Genomic DNA, 24,379 nt, shown 5'->3' on the forward strand with positions numbered 1-24,379 from the left:
AGCTTTCACCGCTCACCCTGAGCGTAGCGAAGCGCAGTCGAAGCGCAGCCTCGCCGGGTGGCTTCGACTCCGTACCTGCGGCGCTTCGCTCAGACCGAACGGATTGGGGCAGCGACTTGCCCTGCTGCTCGCTTGTGTATGCGCCAGTCCCGCCACGTACGCTGCGACGCCACCCGTCGCAGCGGCGCCTTCGGAAGCCGCGCCCACCGAGTCACAGCGCATGCAGTGGTTCGCGGATGCGAAGTTCGGCATCTTCATCCACTACGGCATCTACGCGGTGGATGGCATCGACGAGTCGTGGTCGTTCTTCGACGGCTACGTCAGCCACGACCACTACATGCAGCAGCTCAAGGGTTTCACCGCGGCGAACTACCATCCGCAGGCCTGGGCCGACCTGATCCGCGAGAGCGGCGCGCGCTACGCGGTGCTCACCGCCAAGCACCACGACGGCGTGGCGCTGTGGGACACCGCGCAGGGCATCAACGTGGTGAAGGACACGCCGGCGAAGCGCGACCTGGTCGGGCCGTTCGTGCAGGCGCTGCGCAAGGACGGCGTCAAGGTCGGCCTGTACTTCTCGCTGATCGACTGGTCGTATCCCGATTACCCGGGTTTCACCAAGGCCGAGTCGCGCTACGACGCCAAGGCCGACCCTGCTCGCTGGGATCGCTTCGTGAAGTACTACCAGGGCCAGCTGAGGGACCTGTCACAGCGCTACAACCCCGACCTGTACTGGTTCGACGGCGACTGGGAACACAGCGCCGAGGAGTGGCACGCGAAGCAGGACCGCGAAATGCTGCTGGCGCGCAACCCGATGGCCATCATCAACTCCCGCCTCGCCGGCTATGGCGACTACGCCACGCCGGAGCAGGGCGTGCCGATCACGCCGCCGCCGCAGAAGTACTGGGAGTTGTGCATGACCATGAACAACTCCTGGGGCTGGCAGCCGAACGACGACCATTTCAAGAGCGCGAACCAGCTGATCCGCATCCTCGCCGACACCATCGGCATGGGCGGCAACCTGCTGCTGGACATCGGCCCGCGCGCCGACGGCACGATCCCCGAACAGGAAGTCGACACGCTGAAGCAGATCGGCCGCTGGACGCACAAGAATGCCGAGGCGATCTACGGCACGCAGGCCGGCATCCCGAAGGACTACTACGCCGGCTCCAGCACGTTGTCGAAGGATGGCAGCACGCTGTACCTGTTCGTGGATGGACGTCCAAACGGACCGGTGCTGGTGAAGGGCCTGGTGAACCGCGTGCTGCACGCGCGCGTGGTCGGCAACGGCACCACGCTGGATACGCAGGTGGTGGGCAAGGCCTATTGGAGCAAGGTGCCCGGCCTGCTCTACGTCACCGTGCCGCCCGCCACGCTGGATTCCGAGGTCACCGTGCTGGCGCTCACGCTGGATGGTCCGGTGCAACTGTTCCATGACGAAGTGAAGCCGATCACCAGCAACTGATCCGCCTGTCTCCCCTCTCCCGCTTGTGGGATGAGGCCGGGGGAGAGGGTTCGGACTTGCCAGGACCTTCAGCCTTCCGCTCTGCCCGAACCCTCTCCCGCCCTTCGGGCACCCTTTCCCGGAGGGAGAGGGGAAAGGAAAGCTTCACCATATTGCAATGCGGCTTGCATCGTTCATGGGTGAATGATAGCTTCATATATGGATCGATCTAAATGACGACAAGGATTTCCGGCCTGCATGTGGGCGCACAAATTTGCGCGTCGATTTGCAGGGCTCCACGAACAAGATCGTGACCTGGCCCCGCTGGGATTTGACTCGATCCAAGCGGGTCAGGGGCGGCAAGAGAAACCAAGCAGGGCCGGGCGGATCAGGGGTGTTTCCGTCAGGCCTTGCGACAACGGCAAACAACATATTTGAGGGAGGGGTTCCCATGCGTCATGCCATCGCATTGCGTCGTACCACGCTAGTGAGTGCGCTTTCCATCGCCCTGCTGTCGCCGCTCGCCGTGCAGGCGCAGACGGCTTCGGCCGGCGGCGCCCAGTCCACGTCGTCGAATTCGTCCAGCGCTCAGCAGCCCGACCAGGGCAAGGCGAAGAACCTGCAGACGGTCACCGTCACCGGTTCGATGATCCCGCGCGTGGAAGTCGAGGGCGACGCGCCCGTGGTCATCATCACCGGCACTCAGATCAAGCAGCAGGGCTTCACCACGCTGTGGGAATTCCTGGATTCGCTGCCGCAGATGGGCCAGCCGCCGCAGGATCCGGCCAGTTGGGGCGCCACCGCGGTGAATGCGCGCCCGGTGAACCTGCGCAACCTGGGTGCGGGCTTCAGCCTGCTGATGATCAACGGCATTCGCGTGGTGGATTACCCGCAGCCGCTGGGCGCGCAGAGCAGCTTCCAGAACTACGCAAACCTGCCCAGCGGCATGATCGACCATGTCGAGATCCTGGCCTCCGGCGCCTCGTCGATCTACGGTTCGGATGCGGTGGCGGGCGTGGTCAACGTGATCCTGAAGAAGAACTACCAGGGTGACGACCTGCAGGTCACCGGCGGCGGTGCCACTCGTGGCGGCCGCCGCTATGGCGACATCAATTTCTTCGGCGGCAAGTCCGGGGAGAACTGGCACATCCTCTACAACGTGGAGAAGTCCAATCGTACGGCCTTGTGGGGCAGCGATCGTCCGTACCAGGATTCGGTGTCCGATGCAGGCTATGGTGCCTGGAACGCGGCCGACCGCATGTTCGGCTACCAGTACGATACGGCCGGCGCCATCGCCCTCTCCGCGACGAACGGCAATGGCCAGTACATCACGCCGCCGGCGGGCACCTGCAACAAGTTCAGCAACTCGCAGTTGAGCCAGTCGCACAGCGTCAGCACCAACGGCACCCAGATCACCGGCACGACCGACAACGGCTCCTTCTGCTCGCAGCCCAACCTGTTCCAGAACTGGGTGCTGACGCCGGGCAGCCGTACCAACAACGGTTACCTGGCCGGCGAGTACGATTTCAGCAATGGCCTGCAACTCTACGGCTCGGCGGCCCTGTACGACTCGGTGGGTATCTCCCAGACCCAGTTACCCTTCTTCGGCTACAACAGCCCGTTCTATGACTCGAGCACGGGGCAAACCATCAACACGCTCGACCGCCAGTTGACCGCGCAGGAAATCGGCACGTCCGCCAATACCCACGACCGCGAGCAGAACTGGAACATCACCGCCGGCCTGCGCGGCACCATGTTCGACGGCAACTTCAACTGGGACTTCAGCCTCAACAGCCAGAAGTACATCGTGCGCGAGGACTTCACGGGCATGGACCAGGCGGCCATGAACAACTTCTTCCTCGGGCCGCAGATGGGTACCACCGCCGGTGGGCTGCCCATCTATGCCATCAACTGGCAGCGTTTCTGGAACCCCATCACGCCGCAGCAGTACAGCCAGTTCGGGGTCAGCGGCGAGAACACGGCGGAGTCGTCGCTGAACCAGGCGAAGTTCCTCGTCAACGGCGACCTGTTCAAGTTCCCGTGGGTGGACGAGTCGGTGGGCTGGGCAGCCGTGCTGGAAGCTGCGGACAACGATTTCCTGCTGTCGCCGGATCCGCGCGAGGCCAACGGCGCGACCTTCGTGGATCCCTTCTACAACGACAACTTTGGCGGCGGCAGCCGCCAGCGCCTCTCGCTGGGCACCGAGTTCCGCGTGCCGATCCTGAACTCGCTGACCTGGACCATCTCCGGCCGCCTCGACAAGTACCACGACGCCAGCAGCGCCGACATTGCCCGCACCTGGGGCACCGGCCTCGAATGGCGGCCGCTCGACAGCCTGCTGATCCGCGGCAGCTACGGCACCAATTTCAAGGCGCCGGACATGGAGGCGATCTACCAGGGCGGCTCCGTCGAGCCGCAAGGCATTTACGAGGATTATTACCAGTGCATCAACGCCATCAAGGCGGGCAACACCTCGAGCACCTGGTGCAACGGCAATATTCAACGTCCCCAGTCGCAGTGGTACTACGCGAAAACGGTCGGCGGCCCGAACCTGGTGCCGGAGACCGGCCACTCCTGGACCTATGGTTTCGTGTGGCAGGTTCCGGGCGTGCAGGGTCTGTCGGTGTCTGCCGACTACTGGCACATGGGTGTGAGCAACGCCATCGAGTACATCAGCCAGAATACCGTGCTCCAGGACTCGGCTGGCTGCCTTACCGGCTATCAGCCGGACGGCTCAACGGGTCTGTCGCCGTACACCGCGCACGTACCGGGATCGCCGTATTGCCAGATGGTGATAGCGGATGTGCAGCGCAATGCGGCAGGCCAACTCACCATAGTGCAATCCGGCCCGATCAACGAGGCCTCGCTGTACGTGAGCGGTGTCGATGCCTCGTTGCAGTACAGGCTGGATACCGAGGATTACGGCAATTTCACCACCAGCGTCAACTACACTGACAACCTCTCGTACAAGCAGCGCGTGCTGGCTTCCGACCCATTGCTGAACACTCGTTACAACAATGTGGCGAGCAGGGCCACCTGGATCGGCACCTGGCAGAAGGGCGACTGGAACGCGTCGATCTCCGGCGTGCGCGATGGCCGCATGCGCGCGCCAGGCTACGGCAACTGCAACACGCTGGCCAATGGCATCCAGCCGAGCCCGGTGACTTACGTCAGCAGCGACGGGACGACGGTCAATACCGGCGTCTGCCAGATCGGCGGGGTAAACGTCAACGACACCATCTACTACGGCCACGTGCCGGCGTGGATCACCTGGAGCGGTTCGCTTGGCTGGCAGATCAACCCGGAGACCAAGCTGACCTTCACCGTGTCGAACATCTTCAACAGGGTTTCTACGATCCCGTACTACGCCGGCGGCTTCGAGTTCGTCACGACCGGACAGACCGGCAGCGAGTACGACGGTCGTGAGTTGTTCCTGACCTTTGACTACAAGCTCAACTGATCCCTCTCAGGTTGGGCTTTCCCCCGCGCCCCGGTTTCGACCGGGGCGTTTTTTTACTTGCATTGGTGCACCGAAGCTGTCTTCCTTGCCGGCCGTACCATCCCCGCAGGCTGTCCGCAGGCCCGTCCGGCGCCGGTCACGCAAGCCCCAGCGCCTCGCGCAAGGGATTGAGCAGCTCGCCATAGCGTGGCGCGCGCGCCGTATCGGTGCGCAGCGGCTGCCGTACCTGCATGGCGCTGGGGGTGCCGACGGCGCGCTGCGTTTCGTTGAAGCGCAGGCAGGCTTCCTCGAACGGCAGGCCGCAGAATGCGAGCAGCTCGCGGATGCTGCCGGCGGGATCGCGCAGCAGGTCTTCGTACACGTGCTGGTGGACGTGCCGCGGCGCTTCCTTCGCCCAGTGGCTGGCGGCGGCATCGAAACTGCGCCAGTACGCGGCCAGGTCGGCGAAACTACGCGTGTAGTCGTTGCCGGGAAAGAATTGCCGATAGCACGAGAAGCAGGTTTCCAGCGCGTCGCGGCGACTGACGACGATGCGCGCCGCCGGCAGCATCGCGCGGATCATGCGGACATGCATCCAGTTGTTGGGAAGCTTGTCGGTGAACACCGGGCGCTGCCGGCGCCAGCGTGCGGTGCGCTCCAGGTAGCGCCGCCCCAGCCGCCGCCAGTCATCGGCGCTCATGTCCGGCAACCACTTCGGGTAGGGCTTCCGGTGCCTGGCCGATTCCTCGGCGATCAGCAGGGGCAGGTCGGCGAGTTCCGCGGCGCCCTCGACCCTGGAATGCGAGGCGAGGATCTGCTCGATCAGCGTCGATCCCGAGCGGGGCATGCCCACGATGAAGATCACTTCCGACCCCAGCTCCTGCCCGGCATCGGCGTGGCAGGGCGTGGCCTGGATCGCGGCCATCGTCGAGGCAAAGCCTGCCGCATTCCATGTCCTGTGCCTGCGGGCCAGCTCGTTGGCCGCAGCCAATGCCTGCAGGGACTCGGCGTAGCGGCCCTGGTCGTCGAATGCCTTGGCCAGCGCGAAGCCCATGCTGACGCGATCGCCGTCGGTGGCGCGCGGGTGCGCATAGGCGCGCCGGATGGCATCGCTGTCGGTCTGCTCCAGCCGCAGCGTCTTGATCTCCGCCAGGCCCCACCAGGCCATGCCCGTCCATGGCTGCTCGGCAAGCAGCCTGCGGTACTCGGCGATGGCTTCGTCGCGGCAATTGTCCATGCGCAGCAGGTCGGCGAGCTGGGCGCGTGCCGCCGCATAGGCGGGAGCCAGCTCCACCGCATGCCGCAAGGCCTGCTTCGCTTCGTCGAAGTGCGCGCTGCGGGTCAGGAACAGGCCCAGGTTGTACCAGGCCAGCACGAAGCCCGGCTGCAGCCCGCAGGCCTGGCGCAGGCACGCGATCGCCTGCTCGAGCTCGCCCGCATCCGCGAGGAGGATGGCATAGGCGTTGTGGTAAAGGGCTACGCGCGGGCGCTGCTCCAGCGCACGCCGCATCGCGTGCAAGGCCGTGCGGTGTTCGCCGCGCAGGCTCAGCAGGCTCGCCTGCAGGCGCAGGACTTCGGGATGATCCGGATGGCTGGCCAGCACCGGGCCCAACTGGCCGATGGCCTGGTCGGGGCGCTGCATCTCCAGTGCCTGCGCCGCGGCGATCACGCGGTTGGCCGCAGCGGGATCCAGGCCTTGCAATAGCGTGTTCAAAATCGTCTCCGGGACGTGCTGCGGGTGAAACGAAGATGCCCCCATGTCTGGGACATGGGGGCATCGGTGTCAAGCGAGGTACGACGTCAGGCCATCAGTTGAACTGCCAGCGGAACACCAGTTCGCCGACACGCCCGGCCTGGAACCTGTTCGGCGACATGAACAGGGGGTTGTACTGGCCGCCGCCGGTCTGGATCTGGTTGTTGTACGCGGTCACGGTCTGGCTGTTGAAGAGGTTCAGCACCTTCAGGTCCAGCGAGAACGCGTTCTTGTCGTAGGCCCAGTCGTAGCCGACGTCCAGGTCCACCTGCTTGTACGCCGGCAGCCGGCCATAGCTGCCCTTGGGGTAGATGACGGTGGGCGAGTTCGGGTTGTTGTTCAGCGCGTTCGCGAGGGTGTTGCAGTAGAACGCATTGGTGTTGCCGGTCTGGCCGCTGCCAATGTCCGTGCTGTTAGGGTACGGATAGTTGGACAGGCAGTCGATCGGGCCGCCCTGGTAGTAGGTCAGCGCACCGCCCAGGCGCAGGCCCTTCAGGAACTCGCCGTAGTGGGCGAACTTGTAGTAGCCGAAGACCTTGAACGTCGACGGGATGTCGTCGGAAAGGTTTCCGTTCGCGCCCTGCAGGAAGGCTGCGGACGACAGTGCGCCGTCGTAGCCCGTGGCGCCGGTGTTGTCGGTGCCGTTCTGCGAGTAGTCGGTGGTGCCATCGGTGTTGCCGAACTCGTGACGCCAGGTGTACGAGGCGCTCAGGTAGTACGGCTCGTCATCGGAGTAGGCGTGGTCCAGGGTCAGGCTGGCTTGGTAGATCCGGCGATGCAGCGACGGATAGCCGAGGTAGCTGGCCGGGAAGGTGTACATGGTCAGCGGGCTGTTGCTGCCGTTGAGCTGCACCGGGATGGTGATGTCCTTGCCCGGGGTGATCAGGTACTGGCCCAGCAGGCTGGCGTTCGGATAGCCATGCGCGGCCAGGTAGGCGGCTAGCTGGCTGGTGTTGCCGTCGATGTTCGGCAGCCCCATCAGCTTGCTGGTGAACAGCGTCGCGCCGGCGGTCCAGTTGTCGCCCAGCTTCTGCTGTGCGTAGACCTCGAACTGGCGCAGTTTGGCGTTCTGCGTGGTGCGCGAGATGAACTGGTCGGGTGTCAGGTAATGCAGGCCGCTGCCGGAACTGCCCTGCACCGTGCCCACCTGGGTCAGGCCGGTCGGCACGCCATCGGGGGCCATGCCGGTGTACACGTAGGTGGTGTTGGTGTGGATGTAGCCCTGGCCGGGCGTGCCGCCGTAGGCATTGAAGTAGAGCGGGATGCCTTCGCTGTACTCGCCCGCGGTGGCGCCGATCTTCAGGCTGGAGTCGCCGTGGACGTCCCAGGCCACGCCGACGCGTGGCGTGAAGTCACCCTTGCTGTACATCTTCACGTTGATGTTGTCGGTCATGGCGTAGTTGTCGTAACGCCCGCCGAGATAGGCCGTCCAGTTGTCGGCGAAGTGCCAGCTGTCGGCCAGGTAATAGCCGTAGGTGGGGGAGCTGTTGTAGTAGATGCGCGGCGCGTAGTTCGACGTGACGTACTTCGTGCCCGGCGCGAACGTCTGCCCCGTCGCCGGATTGACGGTCTGGCCGTTGATGACGCAGGGCTCCGTGGGGCCCGTCGCCGTGCTGCAGTAGTTGTAGGTCCAGGTGTTCGGGTTGGGGATGTTCGACTGCGCCATGCTGGGGCTGTACTGCTCGGCGCCGAAGGTGGCCTCGTTGTTCTCGGTCACGTCCCAGGTGAAGTCGATGCGCGACCCCATCATGCGGTACTTCAGGATGTAGGCGCTGCCGGCGCCGTTGCCCGCTGGGCTGGTGTTCTGTCCCGTATCCGGGTTGTGGTACGTGATGTTGGGAACGTCGATGCCGTACAGGTTGTAGCTGGAGAAGTACTGCTGCGAGGTGCCCGCCATCGCGGTGACGGAGAACGTGTCGGTGATCTGGCCGTGGTAGTTGGCGACCAGCATCTTGTCGTGCCACGCGTTGCCGCCCCAGTTCGCCAGCGTCGGCGCGGCGCTGGCAGCGTCATACGGAGTGGCCAGCGGATACTGGGAGTCTGCCTGGTACGCGGTCTGGCGATCGCCGAAGACGTTCAGCGTATGGCCCGGCGCGATGTCCCAGGTGAGGTTGATCAGGAACTGCTTGTTGCGGTTGGTGTTGAGCGTCTTGTTCGAACCGTCGACCTGGGTGGTCGGGGTCGAGCCCTGCACGCCCTGGCCGTAGTTGTTCGGCTCGATCTCGCCCAGTGCGTAGAAGAACAGCTTGTCCTGGATGAGGGCGCCGGACGCCCAGTAGTCCTGCAGCAGGCTGGGCGACCAGTGGTTGCCCTGGTTGTTGTTGGCGATCTGCCCGTTGAGGTTGTAGGTGTTCTTGAGGTTCTCGTTCAGCACGCCGGTGGCTGGGGTGAACGACAGGTCGACGCCGGCCTTGAAGTCGTTCGTGCCCTGCTTGATCGTGCCGCTGATGACGCCGCCCATGGAGCTGCCGTACTTCGCATCCATGCCGCCGTCGACGGTCGAGATGCTCTGGAACGCCTCGTTCGGGATCTTGTCCGGCATCGCTCCCTGCTGCATGTCGGTCATGTTGAATTCGTTGATGAAGTACCGGTTCTCGGTACCCGACGCGCCGTTGAACTGTGGGGCATTGCCGTGCGAGCTGGTGATGGCGGCCACGTTCGACTGCATCGAGCCGACGCCCACGAGATCCGGGTTGATCAGTGGCAGGCGGTTGACGTCGGTGGAGGTCCAGGTCTGGACCTGCTGGCTGGTGGTGACGTCGATCGCGTTGACCGCGGGGCGGCTGGCGGTGACGGTCACCGAGTTCAGGTTGGTCACGTTCTTGCCGGTGGCCGCGAAGATGGCGGGGCTGTTGGAGCCGGCATGCACGGTGACTCCGAGCTGGTCGACGACCTGGCCGTCGCGCAGCAGCTTGACGACGTAGTCGCCGGGCATCAGGCCGGTGACCGTGTAATGGCCGCTGGCATCGGTCTGCACCTTGTTGTCATAACCCGTCGCCGGATTGGTCACTTCGGCGACCACGTTCTTGCCCGCGGGCGCGCTGCCATAGACGCCGCCCGTGATTGCCTGCGCATGGGCTGATCCGCTGATTATCAGCGTCGCGACGATTGCTGTGGATAGAACCCTCTTGCGATACATGTGACTCCCCTCGCTCGCCATTTGGCTTAAGTGTTAATGGAATCCCCCTTATCCGATGTTTCAGGGGGCACAAAACCACCCTTGGCCATGGCTTTCGCCATGACCCTTGGTACCGCTCTCCGGGATTTATGCCGGCCGACTCAGTCGAAGGGCATATGCCGCAGGCGAAACAATTGCCACGCCGTCCCCAAATCCCTTCCTTCGTAAAATTAGATCGATCTAAATTTTAGGGCGCTATAACGCGCTCAACATAGATAAAACAACGGAAGAACCGCTGTCAATAGGAATTTGTATTGATCTAAATTTTGTGCAATGCAGCGATTATGACGCGATGCGGTATCGGGTTGGCGCCTTCAGCAGACGTCATGGCCTGCATTCGCCCTGCATGGCCACGCACGGCCGCCAGCGCACTCGTGATGGGCAATGGATTTCTTCTGATTCACGAAGCAAGAAGTAAATCGAGTGGACCTTAATCAAGGGCCGCGAATCTTGTATCCGGCACATTCCGATGCTTGCCGGCATTTCCGCGAATGGCCATGCTTTTTACCGGCCATGGCTTTATGCCTATGGCGGCATGTCGTCTGGTGCTTTTGGCTCCGGCCGGGTTTGAATGCCGCGGGATGGTCTGGCGCCGGATCAATTGATTATCCGTGCCTTGCAGCATCATCCCCGGGGACAGGGCAGGCCGGCTGCGTCGATGGCGCCGCGTCGTGCACATTCGCCCCGTCCGGGCCCCTGTGTCGGCCACCTCCGGCGCAGGCGCCGAGGGGTGGATGGATCCTGGGCCCGGGCGCCGTTGTCAGCGCCCGTGCAACTGCAGCAACTCGTAGCACGCGCCCATGGTGTGGTAGTCCACCTTGCCGGCGGGGCTCTTCTCGTCGCTGTACTTGCGGTTGTCGCGGGTGAGGATGCGGTACCAGGCGCCGTATTCGTGGTCGACGAAGTGCTGCCACGAATACGCCCACAGCTTGTCGTGCCACGCGGCGTAGCCGGCGTCGCCGGTGCGGGCGTGCAGCAGGGCGGCGGCGGCGAGCGATTCGGCTTGCACCCAGAAATACTTGTCGTCGTCGCACACGCTGCCGTCGGGCGCGAAGCCGTAGCACAGGCCGCCGTGCTTCTCGTCCCACGCGTGCTTCACCGCGGTGTCGAACAGGTGGCGTGCGACGGGCAGGATCCAGCGCTCCTCGCGGTTGCGCTCCAGCAGCAGCGGCTCGAGGATCATCAGCAGCTTGGCCCATTCGGTCTGGTGGCCGGGCTGGAAGCCCCAGGGGCGGAACAGGTGCTTGGGGTTGTCCTTGTTGTAGTCCCAGTCGATGCGCCACTGCGTGTCGTAGTGCTCCCACACCAGGCCGTCGGCCAGCGCGGCCTGGCGGCGCGTCATGTGGTCGGCCAGCGTGAGCGCGCGGTCGAGGTAGCGCACGTCGTCGCTGGCCTGGTACGCGGCCAGCATCGCCTCGCACATGTGCATGTTCGCGTTCTGGCCGCGGTAGCTGCTGAAGTGCCAGTCGGCATCGGCCTCGTCGCGGTACAGGCCGGCCCCGGCGTCCCAGTAGCGGCGTTCGAGCAGGTCCCAGGTTTCGTCCATCCACGCGGCGGCTTCGGCGATGCCGGCCTTCAGCGCGCTGGAGTAGGCCAGCAGCACGAAGGCGACGCCGTAGGCGTGGTTGGTGCGGTCTTCCGCCTTGCCGTCGCGGATCGTCCAGGTGTAGCCGCCGGTCTGCGCGTTGCGGTGCACGTCGCGCAGGTAGCGCAGGCCGTGGCGCACGGCGTCGCGGTATTCGGCGGCGAGCGTGGCGTCGTCGGCGAACTCGATCGCCGCCATCGCGTAGTTGAAGACGAAGCGCGTGCTGCTCACCAGGTGGCGGTGGCTGCGGTCGTAGATGGCTCCGTCGTCCTTGTAGTAGTGGAAGAAGCCGCCGGCCGGGTCGATCGCGTGCGGGTGGTAGAACGCCATGGTGTCGGCGATGTGCCGGCGCAGGAAGGCGGGCGAGTTGAAGTCGGGCAGCGGCGTGGCGGGCAGGACGGAACTCATGGGTGCGGGACTCAGGAATGTGATGCCATGAAGGCGAGGACTTCGCCGGTGGTCGGCAGCGAGACAAACGAGCCTTGCCGCGTCACCGCGATCGCGGCGGCGGCGGCGGCATGGCGCAGGGTGGCGTGCAGGCGCGGCAGCGTGGCGACCAGCGCGTCGAGGTCGCGTGCGCCGACCTGCTGCTCGGCCAGTTGCTGCAGCAGGCCGCCCACGAAGGCGTCGCCCGCGGCGGTGCTGTCCACCATCGGCACGCTGTAGGCGGGCAGTTCGCCCTCGGCATCGGGGTGGAACCAGCGCAGCGGGGCGGGGCCGTCGGTGACCACCAGCAGGCGCGTGCGGCCCTGCCACAGGCGTTCCAGCACGGCGTCTGCGCCGTCCACCGCCAGCCAGGCGAATTCCTCGGCGCTGAGCTTCACCAGGTCGGCGAGTTGCAGCGCGGGCCACACCTGCGCGCGCGCGTCGACGTCCTGCGGCCACAGCGCCGGGCGCAGGTTGAGGTCGAAGCTCACCAGCGCGCCGGCGGCGCGCGCGCGGCGCATGCCTTCGCGGGTGGTTTCCGCCGCGGCCGGTTCGGTCATGCTGTTGGAGCAGACGTGGAACACCGCGGTGTCGTCGAACGCATCGGCGCGGAAGTGCTCGGGGCGGAACAGCAGGTCGGCCGAGGGCGGCCGGTAGAAGCTGAAGCTGCGGTCACCGTGCGCGTCCAGCGCCACGAAGGCCAGCGCGGTGTTCGCTTCGCCGGTGCGTGCCACGTCGCGGGTGTCCACGTCGGCGTGCCTCAGGCTGTCGAGCAGGAAGTCGCCGAACAGGTCCTGGCCCAGCATGCCGGCGAAGCGCGCCGCGCCGCCCAGCTTCGCCACCGCCACCGCCACGTTGGCGGGCGCGCCGCCGGCGAACGGCACGAAGGCGCGCGGGTAGCCGTGGGCGTCGCGGCCTTCGGCGTGGAAATCGATCAGCGCTTCGCCGAAGCAGAGTACGGAATGCATCGTGCGGATTACCTCTGGATGGCGTCACGGATCTTCGATCCGTGCAGGCCGTAGAACAGGATGAAGGCGTAGCAAAGCACCGGCAGCACGAAGGCGTGGTGCACGCCCAGGTGATCGGCCAGCACGCCTTGCAGCCACGGGATCAGCGCGCCGCCGACGATGGCCATGATCAGCAGGCTGGACGCCTTGTCGGTGAGCGGTCCCAACCGCTCGATGCCCAGCGCGAAGATGGTGGGGAACATGATCGAGTTGAACAGGCCCACCGCGACGATGCTGTACATCGCCACGTGGCCCTGGCTCGTCATGCTGACCAGCACCAGCACGCCCGCGATGGCGGCGAACACCGCCAGCAGTCGACGCGGATTGAGCCATGCCAGCAGGAAGGTGCCGAGGAAGCGGCCGATCATCGCGCCCGTCCAGTAGAAGCTCACGTAGCGCGATGCCTGCTGTTCGGTCATGCCGCCGATATCCGGCTGTGCGAGGTAGTTGATGAGGAAGCTGCCGATGGCCACTTCCGCGCCCACGTAGCAGAAGATCGCGATCACGCCGTACTTCACGTGCGGGACGCGCAGCGCGTCACCCAGCGTGTGCCTGAGGCCACCCGCCTGCTCGCTGGCTTCGGCCAGCGGCGGCAGGCGGAACAGCGCCACGAACACGGCCAGCAGGAACAGCACGGCCGTCAGCACCAGGTAAGGCATCTGCACCGCATGCGCCTGCTGCGCGCGGTAGGCCGCCTGTTGCAGGGCGGGCAGTGCAGCTACCTGGTCGGCGCTCAGCATGACACCGGAGAGGATCAGCAGGCCGCCCACCCACGGTGCCACGGCGGTGCCGAACGAATTGAGCGTCTGCGCCAGCGTCAGCCGGCTGGAGCCGGTGCGCGCGGGGCCGAGCAGGGCCACGTAGGGATTGGCCGCCACCTGCAGCACGGTGATGCCGGTGGCCAGCACGAAGAACGCGAAGAGGAACAACGGATAGCTCTGCCATTCTGCCGCTGGCGAGAACAGCAGTGCGCCTATGCCCGCGACGGCAAGCCCCGCCACCATGCCGCGCTTGAAGCCAAGGCGTTCCACCAGCCTGCCGGCGGGCAGCGCCATCAGGAAATACGCGCCGAAGAACACGAACTGCACCAGCATGGCCTGCGAATAGTTCAGCGTGAAAAGCGCTTTCAGGTGCGGGATCAGGATGTCGTTGAGGCTGGTCAGCGCGCCCCACATGAAGAAGATCACCGAACAGGCCATCATCGCCGCCGGGTAATCGGTATAGCGGCCGCTGCCGGCGTTGCCGCTGGCGGCGGGCGAAGGTTGTGGCGCGGAAGCAAAGGCCATGCGTTTCCCCAGGTGGAAGATCAGGCTGCCGGCGGCGGGCAACTGCTGCCGCGCACCACCAGTTGCACCGGGAACACGGTGCGCTGCGGATCGGCCTGCGGCTCGCCCAGCCGGCGCAGCAGCAGTTCGGCGGCCTGGCGGCCGCGCGCGCGCGGCATCGAGGCCAGCGTGGTGAGTGGCGGCGCGCTCAGCGCGGCTTCGGCGATGTCGTCGAAGCCGGTGACGGCGAAGTCGCGGCCGGGCCGGATGCCGCGCTGGTACAGGCCCAGCATCAGGCCCAGCGCCACCGCGTCGTTGTAGCAGACCGCCGCGGTGGGCGCGGGCGCGTCGAAGAACAGCGCGCCGCACTGCGCCGCCGCGTCCACGCGGTTCGGCGCGCATTCGATGCGCCAGTGCGGTTCGATCGGCAGGCCCGCCGCCTTCATCGCCTCGACGTAGCCGGCGTGGCGCTGCTGGCAGGAACTGGAGCCGGCGTGGCCGCCGAAGAAGGCGATGCGCCGCTGGCCCAGCGCGATCAGGTGCTCGGTGGCCAGCCGCGCGCCGCGCTGGTTGTCCAGCATCAGCCGGTCCCACGGCGCGTCGGACGAGGCCTTGCCGCCGAGTTCGCGGTTGAACAGCAGCAGCGGCGTGCGCATGCCGATGGTCTTCAGCACCTGGCCGGCGTCGCTGCCTTCCGCGGGCGAAAGGATCACGCCGGCCGGGTCGTGCTCCAGCAGCGAGCCGAGCACCGCCTGCTCGCGCGCGATCGATTCCCCGGTGCTGCCCAGCAGGGTGACGTAGCCGGCGCCGCCCAGCGCCTCGTCCACGCCGGTGGCGAACTCGGCGAAGAACGGGTTGGCGAGGTCGTTGAGCACCAGCGCTATGCTCGACGAGATGCGCCGGCGCAGGTTGGCCGCGGCGCGGTTGTACACGTAGCCTTGGCGGCGCAGTTCCTCCTCGACGCGGGCGCGGGTGAGCTTGTTCACCAGCGGGCTGCCGCGCAGCACCAGCGACACGGTGGCGCGCGACACGTCGCAACCGGCGGCGATGTCGGCGAGAGTGATCTTGCGGTTGGCGTGAGGCGTGCTGTCCGTGGCCATGCTCGTCTTGACGGGTATTGGAACGATCAAAATGTAGCGTATGCGGGGCGCCAGCGCTTCCGCGATGCAGCATGCACAAGTCCGTGCCGCGATGGTAGCGTCCCCGGCTTGGAACGATACAAATTTTTGCGGTTTCCTTGTGGAAGTCCGGCTGACCGGTTTTTACCCGCTATCCCGGTGCCTTTGCCCGTCATCCCGGCGTAAGCCGGACAAGCGCTCCGCGCGCAGAACGCCCGAAGGGCGGCCCCGAAGGGGCGAGCGAAGCGAGTCATCCAGTGCCTGCAATGCCTTAGCTTGAATGCAAAGTCACTGGATTCCGGCTTGACCAGCCTTCGGCTGTTGTGAAGCTCCTCGCCGGAATGACGAGCAAAAGATCGACGGGCAAAAGACCAAAGCCTCCTTCGATCGCGGAAACCAGGCACGCACTTCAAAGAGGCATCCATGAACCAGCGCTGCAAGCAATTCTGTCCGGCACTCGCGATGGCGGTTTCGCTGGCCTTGTCCAGCGGCGGCGCACTGGCCGCGACGGCCGCGGTCGGCAACGCCGCCGCGGTCGATCCGCGCATCGGCACCGGCGGCGACGGCCACACCTTCCCCGGCGCCACCGTGCCGTTCGGCATGATCCAGCTCTCGCCCGATACCGCGATGCCGGACTTCAAGCACGCCTACAAGTGGGCCGCGGGCTACCAGTACGGCGATCCCACCATCGTGGGCTTCTCGCACACGCACTTTTCCGGTTCCGGCCACTCGGACCTGGGCGACGTGCTGGTGATGCCGGTCGCCGGCGACGTGAAGCTCGATCCGGGCGATGCGGACAAGCCCGGCAGCGGCTACCGCTCGCGCTTCAGCCACGCCAGCGAAGTGGAGCAGGCGGGTTATTACGCGGTGACCCTGGGCGACTACGGCGTCCGCGCCGAGCTGACCGCCTCGACGCGCGTCGGCTGGCACCGCTACACCTTCCCGAAGGACCAGCCGGCGCACCTGCTGCTCGACCTGCGTCCCAGCATCTACGACTACCCGGGCAAGGTGCTGTGGGCCGACCTGCGCGTGCACGACGATGGCACGGTGACGGGTTGCCGCACCACGCGCGGCTGGGCGCCGGGGCGCGAGCTGTGCTTCGCGATGCGCTTCAACCAGCCCATGGCCTCGCGCACGCTGTACGACCGCGAGACGGACGTGCCCTACAAGGGCTTCAAGGGCCCGGGCAACCAGCCCGAGGACCGCGACGCCGAGAACGGCCGCGCGCTGGAAGGCGTGTTCGACTTCGGCCAGTTGGATCGGCCGCTGCTGGTGAAGGTGGCGATCTCGCCGGTGAGCGAGGCGAACGCCGTCGCCAACCTCGACCGGGACGGCAAGGGCTGGGACTTCGACGCCCGCCGCGCCGATGCCACCGCGGCCTGGAACAAGGCGCTGTCCGCGATCGACGTGACCGGCACGCCGGCGCAGCGCACCGGTTTCTACACCTCGCTCTACCACGCGATGCTCGCGCCCACGCTGAGCATGGACGTCAACGGCGAGTACCGCGGCCCCGACCACCAGGTGCACAAGGCCGCCGGCTTCGACTTCTATTCCAGCTGGTCCATGTGGGATGTGTACCGCGCCGAGGAACCGCTGATGGTGCTGCTGCGGCCCGACCTCAGCACGCAGTTCATCCGCTCGCTGATCGCCGCGCAGCAGGCCAGTCCGTTCGGCATGCTGCCGGTGTGGGCGTACCAGGGCCTGGAAACCTGGTGCATGACCGGCTACCACGCGGTGGCGATCATCGCCGACGCGTACATCAAGGGGGTGCGCGGCTTCGATGCGGACCAGGCGCTGAAGGCGATGGTGTCCACCGCCACCTATGGCAACTACGGCGACCTCGCCGACTACATGAAGCTCGGCTACGTGCCGATCGACAAGGAAACCGAGGCCGGCTCCAAGACCCAGGAATACGCCTACGACGACTGGGCCATCGCGCAGATGGCCGGGGCACTGGGCAAGCACGACGTCTACGCCACCTTCGAGAAGCGCGCGGCCAACTGGCGCAACGTGTGGGATCCGCAGACCGGCTTCATGCGCGCCAAGCTCAGCAACGGCCAGTTCCGCACACCGTTCGATCCCGCCTCCGCGGCCTACGGCAGCGACTACACCGAGGCCAACGCGTGGCAGTACTCGTGGTACGTGCCGCAGGACGTGGCGGGCCTGGTCGCGGCCTACGGCGGCGACGCGAAGTTCGTCAGCAAGCTGGATCAGCTGTTCGACGCCAAGGTCGACCCGGCGATCTTCAAGAACGTCGAGGACATCACCGGCCTGATCGGCTGGTACGCCCACGGCAACGAACCCAGCCACCACATCGCCTACCTCTACGACTACGCCGGCGCACCGTGGAAGACGCAGCAGCGGCTGCAGCAGATCATGGACAGCCAGTACGGCATCACGCCGGACGGCCTGGTCGGCAACGACGACCTCGGCCAGATGTCGGCTTGGTACATCTTCACCGCGCTGGGCTTCTACCCCGTCACGCCGGCCAGCGACGAATACGCCATCGGCCGGCCCTTCGTGCCGAAGGCCGTGCTGCACCTGCCGAACGGGCACGCGTTCACCATCGTGGCCGAGCACATGGATGCGGCGCATCCGTACGTCGGATCGGTCACGCTCAACGGCAAGCCGCTGGACCGCGTCTTCCTGCGCCACGGCGAGATCCTCGCCGGCGGCGAACTGCGCTTCGTGATGCAGGCGCAGCCGAACAGGCAGTGGGGCACGGCGACCGCGGCACGACCGGCATCGATGAGCCCGTGGCAGCAGTGAGGCCTCGCCGGAAACCTCCGCGTGGACGGCACCAGGGGTGTATGCCTGCGTCACCCGCGCCCCGAATCGCCTTGTCCCCGCGATGACGCGGGCTCTTCTCCCCGGGGGCCTGATTGGCGTCGAGTCCCAGCGGTGAGCCGATTTGCCCCTCCCCCTGCTTGCAGGGGGAGGCTGGGAGGGGGTGAAACCTTGCGAAAGACGCTCATGGATGGCTTTCGCAAGAGCTTGACCCCACACCAACCCTCCCCTGCACGCAGGGGAGGGAGACAGCACATGGCACGCTGAGACTCGACGCCAATCAGGCCCGGGGCTTTCCGGGGATTCCTGGCCAGCATCGCCCGCGGGCTGGCCGTCGCCGGCAAACCTGCGCAGAATAGGGAGAGTGCCCGCGGGGAGCCGGGCCCAGCCGATCGGGAGTCGCCGATGTCGCGTGTCCGATGAAAGCCCAAGGCCTGCCACGCTGGCGCTTCGCCGGCCTCCTGCTCGCGATGGTCGTCATCGTGGCCCTGCCGTACCTCGCCATGCGCGTGATGGCCGAGCAGACGCAGGAGGCCAACCGCTGGCTCAACCATGCCAATACGATCAAGGCGCTCACCTACCGCATCGCCTACCTGATCCGCGACAGCGAGGCGGCGAGCTACCGCATCCTCGCCGGTGATGGCGATACCGCCACCGAGCAGCGCGCCCTGGGCGCCAAGGACCAGGTTCCCGGACTGCTGGGCCGGCTGCATGCGTTGACCATCGACAACCCGGACCAGCAGGTGAGCATCGGCGCGCTGGAGAGCGTGGTCAACGGCCGCGTCACGCTGGTGGACCAGGCGCTGGCGCGGATGCACAAGGGCGACGCCGGCGGGGCGCGGCAGTCGCTGCGCGACGCCAGCGACCTGTTCCGCATGCACATGCTGATCGACGGCATCGCGCAGTCCGCGGACCGCCTGCTGGTCGAGCGCAGCCGCGACGTCGAGCACCAGGTGCGCCGCAGCCAGTTCGTGCTCGGGCTGATCGCGCTGGCGCAGCTGCTGCTGCTGATCGTGGTGGTGGTCACCTCCGAGCGGCAGATCGGCAAGCGCCAGCTGGCGGAGACCCGCGAAGGCCGTGCGGTGCTGCGCGCGCAGCTGATCGTGCAGGCGGTGCGCGAGCCCATCGCGCTGTTCGACGAGCAACTGCGCAGCCTGCTGGTGAACGCCGCCTTCGCCGAGCTGTACGGGCTGGATCCGAAGCACCAGCGCGCCCTGTCGCTGCCGCAGATCGGCAGCGGCGCATGGAGCGACGGCGCCCTGCTGCAGCGGCTCAACGACGTGCTGCTGCGCGACCGCGAGCTGTGGGACTACGAGGTCGTCCAGCACACCCCCGACGGCGTGGACCGGCACGTGGTGATCAACGCCCGGCGCATCCAGCAGCAGGACAGCGACGCGCAGGCGCTGCTGCTCACCGTGAGCGACGTCACCGCGCGCGCGCTGGCCGAGCACAAGGTCAACGAGCTGAACCACCAACTGGAGGGCAAGGTGGCGCAGATCACCGACGTCAACCGCGAACTGGAGGCCTTCAGCTATTCGGTCTCGCACGACCTGCGCGCACCGCTGCGCCACATCGCCGGCTTCGCGCGCAAGCTGCGCCAGCACCTCGGCGAGCAGATGGACGAGACGGGCAGCCACTACCTCGACGTGATCGGCGGCTCGGCGCAGCGCATGGGGCAGCTGATCGAGGACCTGCTGGTGTTCTCGCGCCTGGGCCGCGGCGCGCTGCGCCTGCAGCCGGTGGACATGCAGTCGCTGGCCGAGGAGGCGCGCGCGCTGTGCACCGCGGAGGTGCCGGAGCGGCGCATCGCCTGGTCGATGGCGCCGCTGCCCATCGTGGTGGGCGACGAGAACATGCTGCGCACGGTGTGGCAGAACTTGATCGGCAACGCGGTGAAGTACACCGGCCAGCGCGAGGTCGCGCACATCACGGTGGACGTCCAGCGCGGCCGCAACGGCGACTACGAGTTCACCGTGGGCGACGACGGCGCCGGCTTCGACATGCAGTACGCCGACAAGCTGTTCGGCGTCTTCCAGCGCCTGCACCGCGCTTCGGACTTCCCCGGCAACGGCATCGGCCTCGCCAACGTGCGGCGCATCCTCGCCCGCCACGGCGGCCGTGCCTGGGCCGAGGCCGAGCCGGACCGCGGCGCACGCTTCCATTTTTCGCTGCCGGCGCGCGACCTGTCCGGCGTACACAACGAGGGACTCTGAGTGATGAATCGCCATATCCGCACCATCCTGCTGGTCGAAGACAGCATGGCCGACGCCGAAATGTCGCTGGACGCGCTGCGCGAGGCCAACCTCGCCAACCCGGTGGTGCACCTGCAGGACGGCGTGGAATGCATGGACTGGCTGCAATGCCGCGGCGCCTGGGCCACGCGCGAACCGGGCAATCCCGCCGTGGTGCTGCTGGACATCAAGATGCCGCGCATGGACGGCCTGGAAGTGCTCAAGCGCATGCGCGCCGATGAGCGCCTGAAGCGCATCCCGGTGGTGATCCTTTCCTCCTCGCGCGAGGAAAGCGACCTCGCGCGCAGCTGGGACCTCGGCGTCAACGCCTACGTCATCAAGCCGGTGGACGTCGACCAGTTCTTCACCGCCGTGCGCACGCTGGGACAGTTCTGGGCGGTGCTGAACCAGGCGCCCGAATACGATTGAGACCGCGAACGAAGGAGATGCTGCCCATGCATGGTCCGCAAGGCCGCGACGCCCGCCCCATTCGCGTGCTGGTGGTGGAGGACAGCCGCGAGGACGCCGAGCTGGTGCTGGTCGAGCTGGCCGACGACGCGCTGCCGCACGAGGCGCGCGTGGTGGACGACGAGGCGGCCTATCTCGCCGCGCTGGGCGAGTTCGCGCCCGACATCGTGCTGTCCGACCTCAGCCTGCCGGGCTTCTCCGGCCGGCGCGCGCTGGAACTGCTGCGCCAGCGCGACGAGGACCTGCCCTTCATCTACGTCTCCGCCACGCTGGGCGAGGAGGCGGCCATCGCGGCGCTGCGCGACGGCGCCACCGACTACATCCTCAAGCAGAACCCGGCGCGCCTCGCCAGCGCCGTGCGCCGCGCGCTGGCCGAGGCCGCCGAGCACCGCGCCAACCAGCGCGCCGAAGCGGAACTGATCCGCGCGCAACGCTTCGAGAGCCTGGCCATGCTGGCCGGCGGCCTCAGCCACGACCTGCGCAACCTGCTGCAGCCGCTGCTGCTGGCCGGCGAAAGCCTGCGCGACCGCGGCGACGACCCGCAGCTCGCGCGGCTGGGCGAACTGGTGCGCGACTGCGGCAAGCGCGGGCTGGAAATGGTGCAGTCCATGCTCTCCTTCGCCCGCGGCGCGCGCCGCGCCGAGGAAGTGCGCCTCGGCGCGCTGATGGATGCGCTGGGCCTGCTGCTCAAGGGTAGCGTGCCGCGGGCGATCCGCATGCAGGTGGCGGTGGACGCGCCCGAGCTCAGCTTCGCCGGCAACCACACCGAACTGCAGCAATGCCTGCTCAACCTCTGCCTCAACGCGATCCAGGCGATGCCGGCCGGCGGCGAGCTGCGCATCGAGACGGCGCAGCAGAAACTGGAGGCGGATTTCTTCCAACAGGGCGAACAGCCGCGCCCAGGCCAGCACCTGCGCCTCAGCGTGACCGACAGCGGCACCGGCATGAGCCGCGAGGTGCTGGCGCGCCTGTTCGAGCCGTTCTTCACCACCAAGGAAAGCGGCACCGGCCTCGGCCTGCTGTCCTGCCGCCGCATCGTCGCCAGCCACGGCGGCGTGATGCGCGTGGACAGCGCACCGGGCCGCGGCACGCGCTTCGACCTCTACATCCCGTTGCAGGAGGCGCCGGACGTCGCCGAGGCGGGCGGCGACAGCAGCGATCTCGAAGGCCTGGGCGAGCTCGTGCTGGTGGTGGCCGAGGCCGCCAGCGAACTCTCCCTGCTCACCGACACGCTGGACGCTTGGGGCTACCAGGCCAGCGCCAGTCAGAGCGGCACCGCCGCCTTGCAATGGATCGGCGCCTACGGCCTGCCCGACCTCGTGCTGATGGATGCGGACATGAACCTGCTCACCGGCGTGCGCACGCTGGCCGCACTGGTCGAGCAGGGCTACGACGGCGCCGTGGTGATGCTGGTGCGCCCGGACGCGCCGCCGAACCCCGACGAACTGCCGCCCCTGGCCAGCCTGCACGTGCTCGACAAGCCGGTCACCACGCGAAAGCTGTTGCGCACGTTGCGGTTGGCGTTGGCCGGCGCCTGACCCGCAATGCCCCTCTCCCGCTTGCGAGGGAGGGGTTGGGGAGAGGGGCTTTTCTGCCGCAACGGTCTAGCCGTACCTGGAGCGGCCAGGCGCTGGCTGCCGGAGGCGCGCCAGGTTTAGTGGGTGGTTGAGCGCCGGGGCGCGCCACTGGGGGCGGTGTTGCTTGGCGTACGGGCTGCAGCCACGGATCGCGGCCTTGCAGTTCGCAGTCAAGGCAGCCTTACTGCCCTACAAGAACGCGCGAAACGCTGGAGTTAAGCGGCGGCGAAGCCGTCCGCCTTGAACGAGGTGTTAGCTATACAGCCAGCTTCCATATGAATATTTTTGAATTTGATCCGCGATGGATTTCGATATTCTCATTTTGAACGACGCATCTTCTTCATATGTCAGATAAACGTACTTGAAAAACAAACTACGCTTACACACGCCGTGTAGTTTAGACAGAGTTAGAAGCGTCGCGAAGCGAGGAGGGAATGAAGAACTCACCAGCAGTGCTTTGTCGTTTACTTGAAATCTCAAGATTCCAGTGAATTCATTGCCTCGAACATTGCCGGAGCTTCCCGATAAAGTTTTGCCATCAAAGCTGTCCGGGTCGGGGCACGAACCGTGGCTCATTCCTTTCATGGATTTAGATGTGAATATAAGCCCTATTGCAGTAGATAGAAGAGTTGTTCCTACTGCAACAAGTCGAGCAATTTGCATTCCTGACATGATCATAAATCCGGTCTCTCCTAGGGCATCTAGCTTCGAAACTTGCTGAATATTTAGTGGTTTTCGGCCAGAGTGTGTCGTGGTGAACTACATCCAGTGCTGCCGTGACCTGCGCCAGATATGGATTGGCTTGTATCGCTCATCACGCAATATTCCCTGTGTCTAACGCTGGAGTTAAGCGGCGGCGAAGCCGTCCGCCTTGAACGAGATGTTAGACCTTATTTGTTTTGTCGAAACCGAATGAACATGGATGTGACTGCACATAACAAGAAGAGCAAACAGAAAACAAAGGCTAGCGTGCGATGACCCGAAGACGACGAAACGAGATACGCACCAATAAACAGATTCCAAAGGGACATGATCGTTTTATAGGTGCGGGTGGGCTCTGTGCGCCCGGTGAGCATGCCCGGACCATAGAGGGGCGAGTTACCGATGGTTGGAACGAGCCAGACCCCTACGAGACCGATGAAACCATAGGCCACGACGACAAGACCCAGAACAATCAAAATGGTTTCGATCATCGAGACGCTCCCTGTGAGGTCTAACGCTTGAATTAAGCGGCGGCGAAGCCGTCCGCCTTGAATGAGTAGTTAGACGCCACGTCGTCACCAAACCTCAATGGTTGCAGTGAAGTCAGAAGGGTCATGAGCGTGCACGGTAACTACGGACGGAACAAAACTGTCACCCTTGTATGACGGTTTGGCCGAGTATTGCTTGATTTTCCCATCTTGCGCTAACGGGAGAATGGTGCCGATGTCGATTCTCTGCTTTTGTTGAGCGGCCCAAGCAGGAACAAACACTACGTTTGGGCCGGCATCTGGGCCGCCGAATTCCTTGGGCATTAAGAGCATCGGGACTAGGTCGCCGCTTCGAGTGGCAGCCTCAACCTTTTCACGCGAATTGAGGGAAGAAAAATCTGGGCCAGATCCCTTCTTTTTAAACCAGTTGAACATAGACCCTCCTGTGGCATCTAACGCTGGAGTTAAGCGGCGGCGAAGCCGTCCGCCTTGAACGAGATGTTAGGTCGACCACGCAACATCCCAGCCGGTCTCCTTGAAAAATTGTTGAAGCTCTTGTCGATCAGCGACCCAAGAATCGAACGCATTGTTCGCATTGGGGCCGTTTGAACCAACCCACCACTCGTAAATAAACAAGCCATCCCTGCCCTCGGCATCACCTGAGACCAACACTCGATGCTCGGCTCTTTCACTGTTCCGGATTTCTCCGATGGTATCTAAGGGGATGCGCATAGCGACCTAACGCTGGAATTAAGCGGCGGCGGAGCCGTCCGCTTGAATGACTGGTTAGCAGGCTGTTGAGAAACCCCCCGCACCGGCGACAATCATAGCCCTCATCAATCATCAGGCCGTTTCCGTGCGCGGAGCCGACATCCAGCAACTGGGCATGTTCTCGTATGTGTCGGTGGACGAGC

The 24,379-nt window shown here is 65.6% G+C and carries 15 protein-coding genes; 6 read left to right on the forward strand and 9 right to left on the reverse strand.

Translation table 11 applies throughout. The features are described 5' to 3' along the window. Nucleotides 1–220: 220 nt before the first annotated feature. On the forward strand, nt 221–1,462 hold the full coding sequence (locus tag IHE47_RS01525) for an alpha-L-fucosidase (RefSeq protein WP_192103506.1): 1,242 nt from the start codon (nt 221–223) through the stop codon (nt 1,460–1,462). A gap of 430 nt (nt 1,463–1,892) precedes the next feature. Then, nucleotides 1,893–4,901: a TonB-dependent receptor gene (locus IHE47_RS01530; protein WP_192103508.1), complete on the forward strand. Its 3,009-nt coding sequence runs from the start codon at nt 1,893–1,895 to the stop codon at nt 4,899–4,901. A 136-nt stretch (nt 4,902–5,037) separates the two neighbouring features. Here the strand turns inward: IHE47_RS01530 and IHE47_RS01535 are convergent, their stop codons facing one another. From IHE47_RS01535 to IHE47_RS01560, 6 genes are all read right to left on the reverse strand, one after another. Next, nucleotides 5,038–6,594, reverse strand: a complete 1,557-nt coding sequence (locus IHE47_RS01535) for a sulfotransferase (protein ID WP_225561550.1) — start codon at nt 6,592–6,594, stop codon at nt 5,038–5,040. A gap of 94 nt (nt 6,595–6,688) precedes the next feature. Beyond that, a complete protein-coding gene (locus IHE47_RS01540; protein ID WP_192103512.1) occupies nt 6,689–9,772 on the reverse strand; it encodes a TonB-dependent receptor in 3,084 nt (1,027 codons plus the stop codon). A gap of 799 nt (nt 9,773–10,571) precedes the next feature. Beyond that, nucleotides 10,572–11,804 (reverse strand): AGE family epimerase/isomerase, encoded by a 1,233-nt coding sequence (locus IHE47_RS01545; RefSeq protein WP_192103514.1) that lies wholly within the window; start codon nt 11,802–11,804, stop codon nt 10,572–10,574. Between the two features lie 11 nt (nt 11,805–11,815). Continuing rightward, nucleotides 11,816–12,790: a carbohydrate kinase gene (locus IHE47_RS01550; RefSeq protein ID WP_192103516.1), complete on the reverse strand. Its 975-nt coding sequence runs from the start codon at nt 12,788–12,790 to the stop codon at nt 11,816–11,818. A gap of 8 nt (nt 12,791–12,798) precedes the next feature. Next, the gene (fucP, locus tag IHE47_RS01555) at nt 12,799–14,031 is read right to left on the reverse strand and encodes an L-fucose:H+ symporter permease (RefSeq protein WP_225561557.1); all 1,233 of its coding nucleotides are present in this window, start codon (nt 14,029–14,031) and stop codon (nt 12,799–12,801) included. Nucleotides 14,032–14,135: 104 nt separating this feature from the next. Then, the gene (locus IHE47_RS01560) at nt 14,136–15,194 is read right to left on the reverse strand and encodes a LacI family DNA-binding transcriptional regulator (RefSeq protein ID WP_192103520.1); all 1,059 of its coding nucleotides are present in this window, start codon (nt 15,192–15,194) and stop codon (nt 14,136–14,138) included. A gap of 441 nt (nt 15,195–15,635) precedes the next feature. Here IHE47_RS01560 and IHE47_RS01565 point away from each other — a divergent pair, with 441 nt between their 5' ends. The 4 genes from IHE47_RS01565 (at nt 15,636) to IHE47_RS01580 (ending at nt 22,236) form a co-directional block, all read left to right on the forward strand. Continuing rightward, nucleotides 15,636–17,981, forward strand: coding sequence for a GH92 family glycosyl hydrolase (locus tag IHE47_RS01565; protein WP_192103522.1), 2,346 nt, complete (start codon nt 15,636–15,638; stop codon nt 17,979–17,981). A gap of 437 nt (nt 17,982–18,418) precedes the next feature. Continuing rightward, nucleotides 18,419–20,212, forward strand: a complete 1,794-nt coding sequence (locus IHE47_RS01570; RefSeq protein ID WP_192103530.1) for an ATP-binding protein — start codon at nt 18,419–18,421, stop codon at nt 20,210–20,212. A 3-nt stretch (nt 20,213–20,215) separates the two neighbouring features. Continuing rightward, nucleotides 20,216–20,659, forward strand: a complete 444-nt coding sequence (locus IHE47_RS01575; RefSeq protein ID WP_192103532.1) for a response regulator — start codon at nt 20,216–20,218, stop codon at nt 20,657–20,659. 26 nt (nt 20,660–20,685) lie between these two features. Then, the gene (locus tag IHE47_RS01580; RefSeq protein WP_192103534.1) at nt 20,686–22,236 is read left to right on the forward strand and encodes a response regulator; all 1,551 of its coding nucleotides are present in this window, start codon (nt 20,686–20,688) and stop codon (nt 22,234–22,236) included. A 291-nt stretch (nt 22,237–22,527) separates the two neighbouring features. Here IHE47_RS01580 and IHE47_RS01585 read toward each other — a convergent pair whose 3' ends face one another. From IHE47_RS01585 to IHE47_RS01595, 3 genes are all read right to left on the reverse strand, one after another. Beyond that, a complete protein-coding gene (locus tag IHE47_RS01585; RefSeq protein ID WP_192103536.1) occupies nt 22,528–22,947 on the reverse strand; it encodes a hypothetical protein in 420 nt (139 codons plus the stop codon). Nucleotides 22,948–23,165: 218 nt separating this feature from the next. Continuing rightward, a complete protein-coding gene (locus tag IHE47_RS01590; protein WP_192103538.1) occupies nt 23,166–23,468 on the reverse strand; it encodes a hypothetical protein in 303 nt (100 codons plus the stop codon). Nucleotides 23,469–23,552: 84 nt separating this feature from the next. Beyond that, nucleotides 23,553–23,900: a hypothetical protein gene (locus IHE47_RS01595; protein WP_192103540.1), complete on the reverse strand. Its 348-nt coding sequence runs from the start codon at nt 23,898–23,900 to the stop codon at nt 23,553–23,555. Between the last annotated feature and the right edge of the window lie 479 nt (nt 23,901–24,379).

Source organism: Rhodanobacter sp. DHB23 (assembly GCF_014842975.1).
Lineage (GTDB): Bacteria > Pseudomonadota > Gammaproteobacteria > Xanthomonadales > Rhodanobacteraceae > Rhodanobacter_A.

Excerpts from the sequence above, each read along its gene's own strand:
- IHE47_RS01525 (WP_192103506.1), top strand. The coding sequence starts at position 221 with ATGCAGTGGTTCGCGGATGCGAAGTTCGGCATCTTCATCCACTACGGC.
- IHE47_RS01530 (WP_192103508.1), top strand. The coding sequence starts at position 1,893 with ATGCGTCATGCCATCGCATTGCGTCGTACCACGCTAGTGAGTGCGCTT.
- IHE47_RS01540 (WP_192103512.1), bottom strand. The coding sequence starts at position 9,772 with ATGTATCGCAAGAGGGTTCTATCCACAGCAATCGTCGCGACGCTGATA.
- IHE47_RS01545 (WP_192103514.1), bottom strand. The coding sequence starts at position 11,804 with ATGAGTTCCGTCCTGCCCGCCACGCCGCTGCCCGACTTCAACTCGCCC.
- IHE47_RS01550 (WP_192103516.1), bottom strand. The coding sequence starts at position 12,790 with ATGCATTCCGTACTCTGCTTCGGCGAAGCGCTGATCGATTTCCACGCC.
- fucP (WP_225561557.1), bottom strand. The coding sequence starts at position 14,031 with ATGATGGCCTGTTCGGTGATCTTCTTCATGTGGGGCGCGCTGACCAGC.
- IHE47_RS01560 (WP_192103520.1), bottom strand. The coding sequence starts at position 15,194 with ATGGCCACGGACAGCACGCCTCACGCCAACCGCAAGATCACTCTCGCC.
- IHE47_RS01565 (WP_192103522.1), top strand. The coding sequence starts at position 15,636 with ATGAACCAGCGCTGCAAGCAATTCTGTCCGGCACTCGCGATGGCGGTT.
- IHE47_RS01570 (WP_192103530.1), top strand. The coding sequence starts at position 18,419 with ATGAAAGCCCAAGGCCTGCCACGCTGGCGCTTCGCCGGCCTCCTGCTC.
- IHE47_RS01575 (WP_192103532.1), top strand. The coding sequence starts at position 20,216 with ATGAATCGCCATATCCGCACCATCCTGCTGGTCGAAGACAGCATGGCC.
- IHE47_RS01580 (WP_192103534.1), top strand. The coding sequence starts at position 20,686 with ATGCATGGTCCGCAAGGCCGCGACGCCCGCCCCATTCGCGTGCTGGTG.
- IHE47_RS01585 (WP_192103536.1), bottom strand. The coding sequence starts at position 22,947 with ATGTCAGGAATGCAAATTGCTCGACTTGTTGCAGTAGGAACAACTCTT.
- IHE47_RS01590 (WP_192103538.1), bottom strand. The coding sequence starts at position 23,468 with ATGATCGAAACCATTTTGATTGTTCTGGGTCTTGTCGTCGTGGCCTAT.
- IHE47_RS01595 (WP_192103540.1), bottom strand. The coding sequence starts at position 23,900 with ATGTTCAACTGGTTTAAAAAGAAGGGATCTGGCCCAGATTTTTCTTCC.